Annotated in this window: 10 protein-coding genes; 7 read left to right on the top strand and 3 right to left on the bottom strand. The window is 38.9% G+C overall.

Going from position 1 to position 16,479, the window contains the following annotated elements; all coding sequences use genetic code 11:
• Positions 1-229: 229 nt before the first annotated feature.
• Together RWN13_RS23140 and arcC (RWN13_RS23135) are read left to right on the top strand one after the other, a co-directional pair.
• A complete protein-coding gene (locus tag RWN13_RS23140) occupies positions 230-1,039 on the top strand; it encodes a DUF2877 domain-containing protein (protein WP_314068519.1) in 810 nt (269 codons plus the stop codon).
• A gap of 13 nt (positions 1,040-1,052) precedes the next feature.
• Positions 1,053-1,976 carry a carbamate kinase gene (arcC, locus tag RWN13_RS23135; RefSeq protein WP_314068517.1) on the top strand — a complete coding sequence of 308 codons (924 nt, stop codon included), beginning with the start codon at positions 1,053-1,055 and terminating at the stop codon, positions 1,974-1,976.
• Between the two features lie 42 nt (positions 1,977-2,018).
• Here arcC (RWN13_RS23135) and RWN13_RS23130 read toward each other — a convergent pair whose 3' ends face one another.
• Entirely contained in the window at positions 2,019-2,864 is an 846-nt protein-coding gene (locus RWN13_RS23130) for an alpha/beta hydrolase (RefSeq protein ID WP_314068514.1), read from the bottom strand.
• Between the two features lie 361 nt (positions 2,865-3,225).
• On the opposite strand from RWN13_RS23130, the gene arcC (RWN13_RS23125) reads away from it, so the two are divergent.
• Positions 3,226-4,164 (top strand): carbamate kinase, encoded by a 939-nt coding sequence (gene arcC, locus RWN13_RS23125; protein ID WP_314068512.1) that lies wholly within the window; start codon positions 3,226-3,228, stop codon positions 4,162-4,164.
• Positions 4,165-4,188: 24 nt separating this feature from the next.
• On the opposite strand, the gene RWN13_RS23120 is transcribed toward arcC (RWN13_RS23125), so the two are convergent.
• On the bottom strand, positions 4,189-5,826 hold the full coding sequence (locus tag RWN13_RS23120; RefSeq protein WP_314068510.1) for a PucR family transcriptional regulator ligand-binding domain-containing protein: 1,638 nt from the start codon (positions 5,824-5,826) through the stop codon (positions 4,189-4,191).
• A 251-nt stretch (positions 5,827-6,077) separates the two neighbouring features.
• On the opposite strand from RWN13_RS23120, the gene RWN13_RS23115 reads away from it, so the two are divergent.
• Positions 6,078-7,286 carry an alanine--glyoxylate aminotransferase family protein gene (locus tag RWN13_RS23115; RefSeq protein WP_314068508.1) on the top strand — a complete coding sequence of 403 codons (1,209 nt, stop codon included), beginning with the start codon at positions 6,078-6,080 and terminating at the stop codon, positions 7,284-7,286.
• Between the two features lie 2,478 nt (positions 7,287-9,764).
• Here the strand turns inward: RWN13_RS23115 and RWN13_RS23110 are convergent.
• A complete protein-coding gene (locus tag RWN13_RS23110; protein ID WP_314068506.1) occupies positions 9,765-11,402 on the bottom strand; it encodes a PucR family transcriptional regulator ligand-binding domain-containing protein in 1,638 nt (545 codons plus the stop codon).
• A 613-nt stretch (positions 11,403-12,015) separates the two neighbouring features.
• Here RWN13_RS23110 and RWN13_RS23105 point away from each other — a divergent pair.
• From RWN13_RS23105 to fdrA, 3 genes are all read left to right on the top strand, one after another.
• Positions 12,016-13,374: a citrate transporter gene (locus RWN13_RS23105; protein ID WP_314068504.1), complete on the top strand. Its 1,359-nt coding sequence runs from the start codon at positions 12,016-12,018 to the stop codon at positions 13,372-13,374.
• Positions 13,375-13,423: 49 nt separating this feature from the next.
• Complete coding sequence (locus RWN13_RS23100) at positions 13,424-14,647, top strand: amidohydrolase family protein (RefSeq protein WP_314068502.1); 1,224 nt, start codon at positions 13,424-13,426, stop codon at positions 14,645-14,647.
• A 199-nt stretch (positions 14,648-14,846) separates the two neighbouring features.
• On the top strand, positions 14,847-16,479 hold a 1,633-nt coding region (fdrA, locus tag RWN13_RS23095; RefSeq protein ID WP_314068500.1), incomplete at its 3' end, for an acyl-CoA synthetase FdrA.

Genomic DNA, 16,479 nt, shown 5'->3' with positions numbered 1-16,479 from the left:
GTTTTGAAAAAGCTATTACGGCATATGCAGAAAAATTGGGAATGAAGGCTTAAATCAGTTGCAATGGTAGGAGTAGAAACCACCTAACCTCGTTTCGGTGGTTTCTACTTTCTTTTATATTAAGCAGTTTTATCTAATCGGGATAAGAAAACGTTTGCCGATTGTCTTTAAAGCGAAATGCAATCATATCCTAAAGGCGTTATAATGAGTTAAGAGAGGGGGACTGTGAATGAAAATTAAATGGCAAGGGGATTTGGTTGATGGCTTATTAAGACAATCAGGTGATATTAGCTGTCATAGTCAATTTACTCATGGTGTTAATCTGAAAGTAGCCAATCATTTACTTTTTCTCGGGGATGATCAAAAGGGGTGTGTCCCATTTGGCATTCACCTCTCAAGCAATGATTTTCAACACCTCAATCAATTAGTGAATTGGCGAGGCTCTATTAAAAGAACGACAACTGGTCTTTTGATTGACGGAGTTAAACTGACTTTTGAGGCGGGCTCAACCTATCAAAATCGACTGAATTGTTTCGACCTCGGAAGACTGCAAAGTATGGCCACTAATACGCTAGTATTGGGAGGTTATCTTAAGCAAACAGGGTTAGATTTTAGCCCATTAATGACAGAGTTGGTTTTTGCTAAAGCCAACCAAACAAGAGAAACAAGTCTTGATTTCATCACTTATTATATTGGCCGAGGTTTAGGGCTAACACCTGCTGGGGATGATTTTACCATTGGGCTAATGGCGATTGAGTCAATTCACCCTTTTCTGCCAGATGACTTCCGTGTCATTTTAGGTAAAGCTTTAGCAGATAAACGGACAACAGATGTGTCAAAAAGTTATTTAGTAAGTGCCTCTCAAGGATCTTTTAGCTCATTAGTGATTGATGTTATTAAAGGATTATTGGGAAGACCAGAAGAATTGGCAGAAGCAGTTTTAGCTTTAGCAGATTCAGGAAGCACCTCAGGCTCAGATACACTGGCAGGGATTTATTACGGGTTACAACATATTCAAGATGAAACTGTAGAGAGATAAGGAGAGACTATTAATGAAGCAAAGAGTCGTGTTAGCGTTAGGTGGCAATGCCATCTTACAACCAGGTCAAGAAGGAACATATGAGAATCAGAAAGCAAACATTGAAACGAGTAGTGATAGTATCGCTTCAATTATCAAGGATGGTCATGAACTGGTAATTGTTCATGGAAATGGCCCACAAGTTGGTCAAATTTTACGTCAAAATGAATTGGCTCAAGCAGAAGTGCCACAACAACCTTTACCTGTTTGTAGCGCTGAGTCTCAAGGCTTTATCGGTTACATGATGCAGCAATCTTTAAAAAATCGCTTGCCGGAAAAAAATGTGGCGACGATCTTAACGATGACAGAAGTTGACGGGGATGATTCCGCCTTCAAATCCCCAACAAAACCTATCGGCACGTTCTATACTGAAGAGGAAAGTCAAGCCTTGGCAAAAGCTAAAGGATGGACTATGGGCGAAGATGCTGGTCGTGGCTATCGTCGTTTAGTACCGTCGCCAAAACCAAAAGGAATTGTGGAAGTTGATACAATCAAAACCATGTTAGCAAATGATATTGTGGTAATTTCAACAGGCGGTGGTGGTATTCCCGTTGTTCAGGAAAACGGTCAACTAAAAGGTGTGGCGGCGGTTATTGACAAAGATTCGTCTGCTTTGCGTCTATCGATTGATGTAGAAGCCGATGTTTTAATGATACTAACAGATGTGCCAAATGTTTATATTAATTACGGCAAACCAAATCAAGAAAAACTAACAGAGTTATCACTTGCTAAAGCACAGGAGTACTACGCTGAAGGTCATTTTTCCGATGGTAGTATGGGACCCAAAATGCAAGCTTGTATCGAATTTGCTAGATTAGGGAAAACCGCGATTATTTGCGCTTTATCAGATGCAGTGGAAGCATTGGCTGGTAAAGCAGGAACATGTGTTGTTGGCTAATTGAACGAAAGAGACTGAAAAATTTTCAGTCTCTTTTTAACATTAATGTAATTGGTCCAACCAGTGAATTAATTCCCTATAAGCTGCTTGTCCGAGAGGATTCTTAGGGTCGGCGTCAAAATCATGAGGTAATTGACTAACTTGATAAAAATAAGCACTAGGAATTAGTTGAGCCATTTTATTGGAGATTTCGAAGGGAACATCCTGATCATCGTGGCTAGCCGCTAAAAAAGTTGGGGGCAATGCTCGAAGATCAGAGTTGCTTAAACTAAAGTCAGTCACTGTCTTCTTACCTATTAGTTGTTTAACCCATTGTCCAGTTTGTCGGTAGGAAAGGTAGATGGGAAAACGTTCATTGATACTTGCCTGAGCTCTAGGTTTACCTTGGCTAAGCTGATGAACTGTCATAAAAGGTACAGCAGGGTATTTTTTATAATAAGTACTTGGCTGATTAAAGGCAGGATAATCCAGTTTATCATAACCGTAAAAACTAATAACGCCTTTTAAAGAGAGGTCCAATTGCTGATGAGCTAAAAATAGGCTGAGATAAGCCCCAGCAGAGCGACCAAATAGACAATAATCGGCAGATGCCAGGCCTAGTGTTCCATTGTATTCTGCATTAAACCAGCTAATGGCTGTGTTTAAACTGTCCATAATGCTGTCAAGTGAGGCTTCTGGCATTAAGGGATAGTCAACGGTTAAAAGGTGGTACCCTTGATCATTTAATAACTGAATGTATGGGGTAGGTAGATCATCGCGATCACCATAAATTAATCCGCCACCATGAAAGTAAATCAGGGTAACCCCTTTTTGCCGATCAATTCCTGGATAAAAACTGGCGCTTAAAGGTAAATCGTGGTAATGAGAATAAAGATAGGTTTCTGTCATAGCTCAAACTCCTCGTTAAGTTAATGGTTATCTGAGTTTTGATAACCTTCATAAGTTGATGATACTCCTAATGGTCTCAGTTTACATTGGTCATAATGGATAAAAAAACGAATGTTGATTAGACCCTGTAACCGTGAGGTACATACTAAAGCAGGTTCGATTTCACTAGAGGTAGACTTATGGTGAGGATGGACAAAAGAAAAAAATTGTTTGTGGCAATCGCCAAAGCTTTTTTCAGTTTAAATCGTTAATATAAAGGAATAAGTTAGATCGATTGAAATGAATGCGCTATCTCGTTCTATTGTTGAGCGGAATAAGATCTTAGAAGAGACTAATACTAATAAAGAAAAGGAGGTGCTTTATGGCAAAACGAGTAGTTATCGCCTTAGGGGGGAATGCAATATTAAGACCCAAACAGAAGCCGACCTATCAAAATCAATTAGTGAATGTGAAGTTAAGTGCGGAGTTTATTGCGAAGATTGATGAGTTGGATTATGAAATCGTGCTGACTCATGGTAATGGCCCCCAAGTTGGGAATATTCTTTTTCAAAATGAGGAGGCCGATCATGTTATTCCTAAATATCCTCTGGATGTTTGTATTGCCGAGGCACAAGGCTTAATCGGTTATATGATGGAACAATCACTCAAAAATGTGTTGGCGCAAAAAGGATCTACCAGTAGTGTTGCCACTCTTTTAACCCAAGTGGAAGTGGCAGAAAATGACCCAGCTTTTAGTCGGCCGTCGAAATTTATCGGTCTGTATTACAGCCCAGAAGCAGCTGCTAAGATACGTCTAGACAAGAACTGGTTGATGGCAGAAGATTCCGGAAAGGGGTATCGTCATTTGGTGCCTTGTCCTGAACCACAACTAATTCACGGAATCGAGTCGATGGTGAAGTTGGTTCAAAGCAATACGATTGTCATAGCAGGAGGGGGTGGTGGGATTCCAGTAGTTAAAGACCATGGAGTATTGACTGGAATTGAGGCAGTTGTTGATAAAGACTTAGTAGGTGCTCAATTGGCTCAGCAGTTAGACGCAGACGTTTATATGATGCTAACGAACATTGATAATGCCTACTTGAATTACGGCAAATCCCATCAGGAAAGGCTAGGGAAGATTAGCTTAACAGAGGCGAAACGTTATTTTGCAGAACATCACTTTGCAAGTGGTAGTATGAAGCCGAAAATGGCAGCCGCTATTCGCTTTGCTGAACTAGGTAAAGAAGCGATTATTTGCTCTTTGGAAGAAGCCGAATCGGCTCTCTTAGGTAAGGCAGGAACTCACGTTATCAAAGGGTAAAAGCTGGCGCAAAAATGCGCCAGCTTAATCAGTGGGGGTTGACAGTTCCAAGGCCAATCTTAAATTGAGACTGGCAGCCGGGTTATTGATCGATTCACCTAAAATTTCTTGACAGTTGTCAATGCGGTATTTCACTGTATTACGATGAATAAAAAGTTCATTGGCAGTACGGGTGATTTCACATTGATAGTTTAAATAGGTTTTTAATGTTTTTCGTAATTCTTTGAGAGCGCTCGTTTCTGGATAAGCAAGTTCTTTTAAAGTGGATTGGCAGAAATAACGAACTTCTTCAGGCTGCATATTGTCAAATAAATTGAGCATACCTTTGGGTTTGTAATAGTTAATTCGATTTTGGGACGAATCAGAAACAGAGCTTTCAAAGGTGATTTTTGCTTCAATATAACTGGTAGCCAGTGCATCCAAGCGAGAGCACGAATGCCCAAAAGAAAAAGCCAGTGAAATTGGCAAAGCTTGTTCTAGTTGCTCTGCTAAAGAGGTTAGTACCGCCACAACTTTCGTGGCTTCTTCTTTTGTTTGTAGGACAATCGCTAATTGGTTGCTGTTTTTAATAGGAAAAACCAAGGTGTCTTTAAGGTGATGAGGTAATTTTTCAGCAAGCCAATAATTTGCTAATTGACTTTTTTCTTGATTATACTTTAATTCGAATTTATTTTTTTCGTCATTGCGGCAATTAACATAAACAATCTGATAAAAGTGGGAGTACTTAATCCCGAAATTTAGGTCAAAAGGGAACCACTCTTTTTGCTCAAAAACAGGATTTTGTTGGCTCTCGATTAACTTCAAGAAGTAATCACTTTTAATCATTTGTTGAGATTCAGTTACTTTTAAATTTTTTAATTGAACAAAACTAAGAACTAAAACAGCTTGTTCGATTGCAAATTCCGAAACAGGGTAAGGAATTTGTTCGGGTTTTAAAATAACTAAATAATAAGGAAAAAAACTATTACTTTTAATCGGATAAATGGCGACTTGAATTTTTTTCTCATCAAAGTCAGAGACAATAGCCGAGCGAAATTGATTATCATTTTTGAAAGAATGAGTCTCCATTAGCTGTTTAACAAAATACTCAGCTGGCTTTCTTGATTGGCTGAAATCACTAGATTGTGCCACAACTTCCTTAAAAGGGTTTAATAACATAACTGGTGTTTGGACCATTTTACCAAATTCGCCGATAATTTTCGCTGGATTGGCATCGTTTATTAAGAGGTTGGAGAAGCGTTTTTGGATATCCAAGGCGTAGGTGATTTGTTCTGTTTGAGTATGGCGGATGTAATTTGTCAGTTTATGCAATAAAGATCCCAGTTGTTTGGTTTCGGGCACTAAAATCAGTGGGAATTTCTTCGCGTTTGCGTAAGTAATCACTTCAGGTGCAATTTCATCTAGAAATCTGCCGATTTTTATACCTAAACCAGCCGCCTCGGCTAAAACTAAAGAATCTATTAATGGTATTAGCTCGTCTTGGTTGTTTTGAAAGTGCATAGCAGTTGTTAAAAGAAAGACGTTTTTCGGCATATAAAGAGCCACGTCCGGTGTTTCTGTGATTTCGATACTGTCAACCACATGGGTTAAGTCAGCCTCAGGGGTTAGGATTAGTAAATCACTAAAACGAGGCACCGTTAATAATTCAGTTAGTGTTGTCAAGGTTATCTCTCCCAATGTCCATGATAAGTTGATTATACGGGAAGCGTTTTCTGATTTCTTTGTGCAAATTGACTAAAAGTATTTTAGATATTGTGATTTACGCTAATGAAACAAAGGTGACTCAAGTAGGATAATAGTAGTAAGAATACGAGTTTAAAGATGACAAAATCTTTAGCAATGGCCATTGTGACAATCGAACAAGGATATGGTCTTAATGCTTAACTCGAAAAAACGTTGAAGGAGCTGTACATATGATAGAACCATTTATGACACCGATTAGAACCATTATGACACCAGGCCCTGTTGAAGCACACCCCTCTGTTCTAAGAGCTATGGGAACACCGATTGTCGGTCAATTTGATCCGACATTTTTAAAGGTGATGGATGAAGTTAAAGAAATGATCAAAGTGCCATTCCAAACTAAAAATAAACAGGCTTTTGCTATTGATGGAACGTCTCGTTCTGGTTTAGAGGCTGCTTTGATCGCCTTGATTGAACCTGGAGATAAGGTCTTAATCCCAGTCTATGGTCGATTTGCATTTCTTTTAGGTGAGATTTGTGAGCGTGCTCAGGCAGAGGTCATATATGAAGAAAAAGAATGGGACGGAGTCTTTCAACAAGAAACTGTGATTGAGTTAATCGATCGCCATCAACCTAAAATTGTAGCAATGGTGCATGGTGAAACTGCCAATGGCCAAATGCAGCCTCTCGATAAGATTGGACCGTACTGTCAGGCTAATGATGTCTTTTTTGTTGTCGATACAGTGGCGACATATGGTGGTGTACCGATTAAAGTGGACGAGTGGGGCATTGATATTGCGATTGCGGGCACGCAAAAATGTGTTAGTGTGCCATCGGGACTATCACTGATTACTTACAATGATAGAGTTGAAAAAGTTTTGGACTCACGATATCAAAAGGAATTGGGATTGAGTAAAGATTTCCGCAATGATAACCACATCTCAAGCAACTATTTAGACTTAAGTCAATTACAGCGCTATTGGAGTTCTGAACGAATCAACCATCATACAGAGGCAACTAGTCTTATTTATGCGTTACATGAAGGATTGCGTTTATTGCTCAATGAAGGGATTGAAAAGAGCTACGAACGTCATCGTTTAAACGATCAAGCAATTGTGGCTGGGATTAAGGCGATGGGCTTAGGGATGTATGGAGATGCTGCTACTAAGATGCCAACAGTCACGCCAATTATGGTGCCTGAAGGGATTGAAGCAGAATCTGTTCGCGCGATGTTACTGGATCATTTCGGCGTGGAAATCGCGTCTTCTTTCGGTGCTTTACAAGGGAAAGTATGGCGAATTGGTAATATGGGATTTAGCAGCCGCCGTGAAAATGTTTTGCATGTATTAGGCGCTTTAGAGGCAACTCTATTATATCACGGTGCCTCACTCAACCGCGGGGAAGCTGTCCAAGCCGCACTAAGTATCTATTGTCAATAAAAAAGAAGCTGTCGCAAAATTAGATCCTAATTTTGCGACAGCTTCTTTTAGAAGGTCACTGAGTTTTTAGTCGCCTAAAAAAACATTGTGATGTTGTTATAAAACAAAACGATCAATGGGAGCCTGTGTCTGACAACAAGTATAAAATAATCTCGTTCCTATCTAAAAACATGTTAGGAAAAGACTTCAGTGTATAAGTTGCAATTTAAAAATGGTTTATTTCAAAAAAACTAAGAATGAAACCTATGTCCGTCATCAGTTGACAATCGAAACGAGTTAAATATCAAAGGGTCAGTCTGAAGTTATTGATATTAAAGGTTTCTGACGCTGTTAAAAAACAAGTAACCCTAAAATCCGCTCTGTCAACTGAGGGACGACAAGGCTGGTTTGGTGCTCAAAAAAGTGTGATTTTATCATCTGATTGGTTGATGCAAGCCGCTTAACAGAATCCTTTCGCTAGTTTCTAGTGGTAATTTGAAAATGATGTTATGTCATAAAACTGGGAATGGAGCTCATGTCCGTAATCAGTTGACAATCAAAAAGAGTTAAATATCAAATGGTCAGTCAGAAGTTGTTGATCTTAAAGGCTTCTGACGCTGTTTAAAAAAAGTAACCCTAAAACCCGCTCTGTCAACTGAGTGACGACAGGGCTGGTTTGGTGCTCAAAAAAGTGAGATTTTATCATCTGATTGGTTGATGCAAACCACTTAACAGAATCCTTTCGCTAGTTTCTAGTGGCAATTTAAAAACGACGTTATGTCATAAAACTGGGAATGGAGCTCATGTCCGTAATCAGTTGACATTTAGTCTAGTGTTAATTAAATGAAGGACATGTTTTTACCCCTGTTATACGGGTCTTTTTCATATGTCTAAAGGCGATATTGAGTGAATCGCCCGATGTCAACTGAGCGTTGACAGTCGATTTTACCACTAGGAAAAACTGTTATTTATAAGCTTTCAACAGTCTACGTGAATTAAGCGAGTCTTAACAGGTCTTTCTGCTTTTATCGAGTGGTAATTAAAAACGATGTTATGTCATAAAACTAGGAATGGAGCTCATGTCCGTAATCAGTTGACATTTAGTCTAGTGTTAATTAAATGAAGGACATGTTTTTAGCCCTGTTACACGGGTCTTTTTCATATATCTAACGGCGATATTGAGTGAATCGTCCGATGTCAACTGAGTGACGACAGAGGTTTTTGACACTAGGCAAAACCGTTATTTATAAGTTTTCAGCAGTCTGCTTGAATTAAGTGAGTCTTAACAGGACTTTCTGCTTTTATCGAGTGGTAATTTAAAAATGATGTTAGGTCATAAAACTGAGAATGGAGCTCATGTCCGTGATCAGTTGACAATCAAAAAGAGTTAAATATCAAAGGGGCAGTCAGAAATCGTTGATATTAAAAGTTTCTGACGCTGTTAAAAAACAAGTGATCCTAAAACCCGCTCTGTCAACTGAGGGACGACAGCGGTTTTTGCCACTAGGAAAAACTGTTATTTATGAGTTTGCAGGAGTCTGTTTGAATTAAGCGAGTCTTAACAGGACTTTCTGCTTTTATCGAGTGGTAATTTAAAAATGATGTTATGTCATAAAACTGGGAATGGAGCTCATGTCCGTCATCAGTTGACAATCAAAAAGAGTTAAATATCAAAGGGTCATTCATAAATCGTTGATATTAAAGGTTTTTGGCGCTGTAAAAAAACAAGTAACCTTAAAACCCGCTCTGTCAACTGAGGGACGACAAGGCTGGTTTTGTGCTCAAAAACGTGTGATTTTATCATCTGATTGGTTGTTGCAACTGTCTTGACAGATGCCTTACGCTAGAGCTGAATGGTAATTTGAAAATGGTGTTATGGTATAAAATTGAGAATGGTGCCCATGTCCGTAATCAGTTGACATTTAGTCCTGTGTTATTTAAGTGATGAAACCTTTGCTAATGTTGATATGGCGGTTTTTTTCATGCTTTAACTCGCATTATGAAGGTGTAAGTCTCATGTCAACTGAGTTGTGACAAGCTGTTTGATGAGACATAAAACACGTTATTAATTAAGAAGTGAGTAGTAGCTGAAGACATTTGGTTACCAGTGCTATGCTAAATCAAATTTAGTAAATGAAACATCCTATTAACTTCCCTCACTTATGGAAATAGTAAAAAGGGAGTAAGCACTACTCATAGGTTTATTTTTACATATTTTTTGTTTTTTGTAAAAAGGCATTATTCATGCCTTTTTCTCGTAATTTTGAGCTCGTTTTTAACAAAGGGTTAAGCTGAATGCTTTTGCTTAAAGGGATTACGTTGGAATTCTTTGTGAAGAGGGGTGGGAGAAGATTCAAAAAAGCATGAATAACGCGGTTTGCTTTTTTTGAAAGTAGCCATACTGTCGGTTTAAATCAGATCCAATTTAGGTTGATAAGCCAAATCTGAAAAATGATGGTGTCGCAAAAATACAAAAACTAATTTTGAGACACCGTCATTTTAATTAAAGATTTCTTTATTGCTAATCAAGCGGTGTAATCGTAATCCGATTTGTAATTGGAGGATTTCTTCTGGGTTGTCAAAATCAAGGTTAACAAGCTCATGGATTTTTTCAATGCGATAGCTCACTGTTTTATAATGAATAAACAATTGTTCCGCTGTTTTTTTTAAACTCTGATTAAAATCCAAATAATAACTTAACGTTTCTACCCAGTCAGGATAAGCATCAATAATTAGCTGTAATTTTTTAGGAATATATTTTTGATAATCTTGAAAAGGAATCAAATCTCCAAACATGCGATAAATTCCCAAATCCTCATAAGTCAAAACAAAAACATCAGCAAAAAAGAGAGTGGCTTGTTGAACAACTTGCAGCGCTTTTTTTGCTTCACTGTTAATATCATCAAGAGTAGCGGCGTCACTGATGCCTACGCGGCATAGAATTGCTTCATCCTGCCAGTTTTGGTGAATACGTAAAATATTATCACTGAACTGTTTTTGTTCAAGCTCTGTCCGATTGGCTTTAATAAGTAAGATAATCCGATTGCTACGAATACGATAGGTGATATGGGGGTAATACTGTAGGAGTTTTCGAACCAATTTTTCGCCAATCTCTTTTTGCTTTTTTCGAACCTCAAAGCTTGGTTTCTCAGAAAAAGACTGATTGCTAAATTGCCAAACTACAACACGATAAGACAGTTGCTCATCAAGTTTCAAGAGTTGTGCATATTCGGACAATTGTTCTTTGGAATGGTATTTTCCATATAAAACATCGTCAAAAATATCATTAAAATAATTTTGTTTGACTTCATTAATACTGTTTAACTTAAGTAATTCAAGTTGGAGAGCGATAATGCTGTTTTCGATTGCCATAAAATCCATTTCACCAACTGTTTCATTTATTTCGTGAATGATCAAATAACTGGTTCCAACAGCACTTATTTTTACTGGAATTAACAGTTGAAAATAATCTTCATCTGGAAATGCATCAAAACGAACGGTTTGGCGGTAGCACTCAAAATTTAAATTTTCTTGTTTAAGTGGCAATTCATTAATAACTCGGTAGTCATTAAATTGCTGATCGGTTTGAAAAATTACTTGTTTGCGATTTTTATAGAAGGAAACTGGGTTATTGATAAAGGTTTCAAGAGCCATCAGGGTTTCTTTTAAACCAGCATCTTTTTGGTTTAAAGCTAACATCATTAAATGTTGGTGGACTTTCCGATAATGATCCAACAATTTAGCTTTGTGATTGAAGAGTGTTTGCATGACTTCAATCATAATGGTTTCATAACCTACAGTACCTGGGATCTGAATAATGGGAAAATCATTGCGAGCTGCCCCAGATAAAATCCCTTGAGGAATCTCATCGACAAAGCGACGAGTTTTAATAATCAAACCGCTAACGCCTAAGGAAACTAAAGTTTTGATAAAGCTTTCTTGTTCATCAATTGAAAAATGTTGAATACTAAATAAACTACTTAAAAGTAATTGCCCGGCTGAAGCCCATTTTTCGACATCAGGTGCTTCCATTATCATAATGTTACTGACTTCATTAGTCAGGCCTTTTTGACCTTCTAAGACAGTGGCGTCTTTAAGGGAAGATAGAGCTAAAATATGTGTTAATGTCATTGGCATTGCGTAAACCTCCTATGATGAGAGACTTTCCTTATATAATCCGATAGATAGATCGATGTAATAACAATTTCTGTTCTTTTATCGATGGTTTTATGTTGTTTTTCGTAAATTATAAGCAAAATCCTCGACGTACAGTAAGATGATATCTATAATTGTGCAAAATGTCTATAAAAAAGTTCTCGTTTATCTACAGTAGATAAGAAAACGCTTCCTGTTTATCTTATGGCATAAATGGCATAAGAGTGATTTAAGTATAGAATTAACAGTGAAGAAGGACTTGAGACCTTCGATATAAATAATGGAGACAGGCATTTTTCTATTTAAAAAGAAGTCGAACAGTTGGAGCATGGGGAATACGTCCACTGATGACTGAATATGAAAGGAGTGAGAAAAAGGCTAAAAGAATTGATAAATTGAGTTTGGCTTTATTTCATTTATTAGAAATTATGTATCTTTATTACCGGACCTACAAGAAAAAGGAGAGCCGCTATTCTAGTTGCTTCAGCAACTTAGAGATAGGGGACTCTGCACTGGCGTTACGATCTCATCAAATTCTAATGGCTAAAGCCACAAGATTTGAAGGTCGGACCTACAAGAAAAAGGAGTGTTCAAGATGAATAAAAAGAAACAGTTAGGTATAGCTGGTTTAAGTATCGTGGTGAGCTTGTTAATTGCTCATCCGGTCTTGGCAGCAGGGATTGAAGCAGCAAAAACACCAACTGGATTTATGGCAGTTCTTACCATTATCCCATTGATCATCGTGTTAACGTTATTATTTTTAAAAGTAGATATGATAATTGCTGGTTTAGCTGGTGGAATTGTGGCCATGATTATTGGTGGTATCAGTTTAGCAGATGCTAATACTCAGTTATTAGAGGCTGTACCTAGCATGTTATCGATTACTGTGCCAATCATTAATTCGGCAGTCGCAATGGCTGTTTTTAAATCTGGTGGTTACACCGCGGCCTTAACGCTGGCTAAGCGGGGGACTAAAGGGAAAGTTGAATATGTTTCAGCTTTTATCGTTATTTTACTGGCAGCAGCAACTTATATGTCAGGAATTGGTGGCGGTAGCGCGATGGTTATAGCGCCCTTGGCTTTTGCAGCAGTAGGGGCAGTACCAGAGTTAATTGCTGCTATGTCATTAGCAGCGGCTGTCTCTTTTACAACCTCACCAGCCTCATTAGAATCTAGTATCGTATCCAAGTTAGGTGAATTTCCAGTTGCTGAATATGTGGCAGCCATGCGACCATTTTGGTTGTTCTTCTTAGTTTTAGCAATTGGTTTAGCCTTTTGGGGAACTAAACGCCGTCACCTTGGCTTTAAAGAAGAAGAAAATAATGAGTACGACACTTTTACTAATGCCCAACTATTTAAGATGACGATCCCGGCAATCTTCTTATTATTTGCAGTAATCTTTGGCCCATTAGTTAATCAATTAACCGGTATCACTATTTTCACACCAATGGTTTACATGATTGTGACACTAGCGCTGATCTTTGTCTGCACGAAGTTTAACATGAACCAATCAGTTGAAGCAATGATTGATGGGTCCACTTATATTTTAACTCGTTTATTCCAAGTAGGGATTTTCTTAGCTTTCATTAATGTGATTGCTCAAACTGGGACTTTCGCCGTTATTGCAGGAGTCGCTAAAGCAGCCCCTACAGCTATTGTAGTTCCTGTTGCTGTCTTAACAGGGATATTAATCGGAATACCCGCTGGAGCTTATGTAGGATCCGTTCTGACTTTGGTTTTACCTGTAGCTGTTTCATTAGGATTCTCACCACTGGCTCTCGGATTTGTCACGATTGGCGTTGGGTTAGGCAGTCAAATGAGCTTTGTTAATATTACGATGCAAGCCCTCTCTTCTGGTTTCCAAACACCTATTTTGGATATTGTGAAGGGGAATATTAAATGGATTAGTATGGCGTCAGTTATTTTATTAGTTATCTCGTTAATTTTCGGATAGATAGATGAGGCATCATTTCTAAATATAGAACTACTAGGAGGATTTACCCATGGATATTTTATTTAAGCAAGTGCGTTTAAATGACGATGAATCATTAAAAGATGTGGCCATAAAGGATGGTCACATCGTAGCAATTGAGGAGGAGATAAACGAAGCTGCTGAGCGGATTATCAATGCCGACGGTCGGGTCTTAATTCCAGGGTTTGTGGAAAGTCATATTCATTTAGATAAAGCCTTAATTGCGGATCGTAAACCAAATCAGTCTGGTACTTTACAGGAAGCTATAAAGGTCACGGCTGAGTTAAAACCAACCTTTACCAGTGAAGACGTTTATACACGTGCTAAGACCGTATTAGATTTGATTGTGGCTCGAGGTGTGACAACGATTCGGACTCACTCTGAATTTGATCCAGCTCAAGGCTTTACTGGATTCGAAATGATTTTGAAACTGAAAAAAGAGTATCGTAATCTAGTTGACATTCAAGTCGTTGCCTTTCCTCAGGAAGGTATATTCAAAGCGCCAGGTACTGAAAAAATGATGTACGAGGCAATGGAAATGGGCGCAGATGTGGTAGGCGGCATTCCTTATAACGATGCGCCGGCAAATGATCATATCGATTTAATTTTTGAGATTGCAAAAAAATACGATAAAGACATCGACTTACATCAGGATTTTGCCGATGAAGCTGACAATATGTCAATCGACTATTTATGCCAAAAAACCATTGAAGAAGGCTATCAAGGACGCGTATCAGTTGGACATTTAACGGCTTTGCATGCCTTACCACCAGAAAAATTGGCACCCATCATTCAAAAGATGGCAGATGCGAATATTAGTGTGATGGCTTTACCGGCTACCGATTTACATTTAGGCGCCCGTAATGACACTTACAATGTTCGTCGTGCCGTAACACCTATTCGTAAATTAAGAGATGGGGGAGTTAATGTTTGTATCGCAACCAATAACATTCGCAATGCATTTACCCCTTATGGCAATGGTGATATTTTACAAACAGCCATGCTAGCTATTCCTGTGGCCCATTTAGGTGGCGCTGCGGATTTACCGACTGTCTTGCCAATGATCACGGAGAATCCTGCTCGTGCCATCGGTTTAAATAACTATGGTATAGGCATTGGCAATCAAGCGGACGTGGTATTACTGGATACAAAAGTTAAAAATAATAGCATTATCGATATTCCAGAGAGACTGTTTGTTGTCAAAAATGGTCGAGTAACGGTAGAAAACACGAAAGAAACAGTCATTCACAGTTAGAAATTGATCGCTAATTGTCAGCAGAACGACTATCATTCTGCTGATTAGGGAAAATAGAACGATAAATCCTGAAATGAACGCCAAACAGATGAGCTGCCGCCGACGTTAAATCAATTAATTCAGGTGAGCGATAAGGTGACTGTCGGGCGTTCTTTTCAGCTGTTAACTCGATGAAAAATAAAGGTGAGGTGGAAATGATATGCTACAAACAATTATTAAAAAAAACAGTTATCAAGATTCAGTTGTCTTAATGCTCTTAACTAGTAAATTAAATCAGCTGCCAGCAGTTGAGCGCGTGTCAATTATGATGGGAACACCTGCTAATAAGGATATTTTAGTCTCCGGTGGTTTTGATACGCCAGAAATGTCAGAGGCCACGGCTAACGATATGTTAGTGATGCTTGAGGTGCAAACTGAAGAAAGCACCCAAGAGGTATTGGATTTAATCGATGCCGAGCTTAACAGTCAAAAGGAAAGTGAGGGAGAAGTCAAGGAAGTCATTAATACTTGGGAAAAAGCGCTAAAAGCTTTACCAGATGCTAATGTGGCATTGATTTCGATTCCTGGGGTCTATGGGGCACTTGAAATAGAAAAAGCCATCGATAATGGGTTAAATGCCTTTGTTTTTAGTGACAATGTGCCCATTGAGGAGGAAGCTCGCCTGAAGCAGAAAGCTCATGATAAAGGCTTATTAGTAATGGGGCCTGATTGTGGAACTGGTGTTATTCACGGATTACCTTTAGCTTTCACCAATAATATCCGCAAAGGCAAAATAGCGGTTGTGGGGGCATCTGGAACGGGGATTCAAGAAGTGACGACATTAATTCACCGTTATGGACAAGGGGTAACTAATGCTATCGGGACAGGGGGACGCGATCTTTCCACAACTGTTGGCGCTGTTTCGATGATTGACAGCATTCTTGGGTTAAACGCTGATGATGAGACAGAGGTTATCGTGGTGATTTCAAAACCACCAGCAAAAGAAGTTGCCACTAAGGTTTTGGATATCTTGCGTCAAGTGTCGAAACCAGTTGTAACGTTGTTCCTTGGATCAAAACCTGAGTCTCATGAGGAAAACTTGTATCATGCCTACACCTTGGAAGAAGCTGCTCAGTTAGCGACAAAAGTAATCAACGGTGAGCCAGCTAGTTACACGCCAGCTCCTGCAAAAGAAGTCCCGTTGTCTTCTGCCAAAGGAATCAAAGGCTACTACTCAGGAGGAACTCTTGCCTATGAGGCTGCTTTCTTATTGACGGATGCCCTTAACATCAGTGATGATCATCATCAAGAAGGCTATATTTTACAAGCTGGCCCTCACGAAGTGGTTGATTTAGGTGATGATTTATACACGAATGGTAAACCGCATCCGATGATTGATCCGGAAATCCGCATTGCCAAAATTGAATCTGTGATTGAACAACCAGAAACGGCCGTTGTGATTCTTGATGTAGTTCTAGGGTATGGGGCACATGATGATATGGCGACAGCCTTAAAAGGGGCGATTGAAAGAGTTACAAAAGCTCGGCCAGAGGTGCTGTTTATTGGGGTAGTCGTTGGGACAGATGCTGATAAACAAGGATTTGAACAACAAGTCGAAATTTTAGAAACTGCAGGGGTCATCGTTTGCGAAAATAATGTTCAAGCTATTTCTACTGCAATTAAAGCAGTTGGTGGTCAACTGTCATTTGATGCAAAAGAAACAATCGCAAAATTACCTAGCTCTTCAGAGCAACTGCCTGCAGTGTCAGCTACTTTAAGTCAACTACTGTCAACGACACCAAAAGTGATTAACATCGGCTTACAGAGCTTTACAGAGTCGATTACGGACAACG

Source organism: uncultured Vagococcus sp. (assembly GCF_963518325.1).
In the GTDB taxonomy this organism is placed as follows: domain Bacteria; phylum Bacillota; class Bacilli; order Lactobacillales; family Vagococcaceae; genus Vagococcus_D.
The sequence above is the reverse complement of the archived record's forward strand: the minus strand, read 5'-3'. Positions and strand labels throughout refer to the sequence as shown.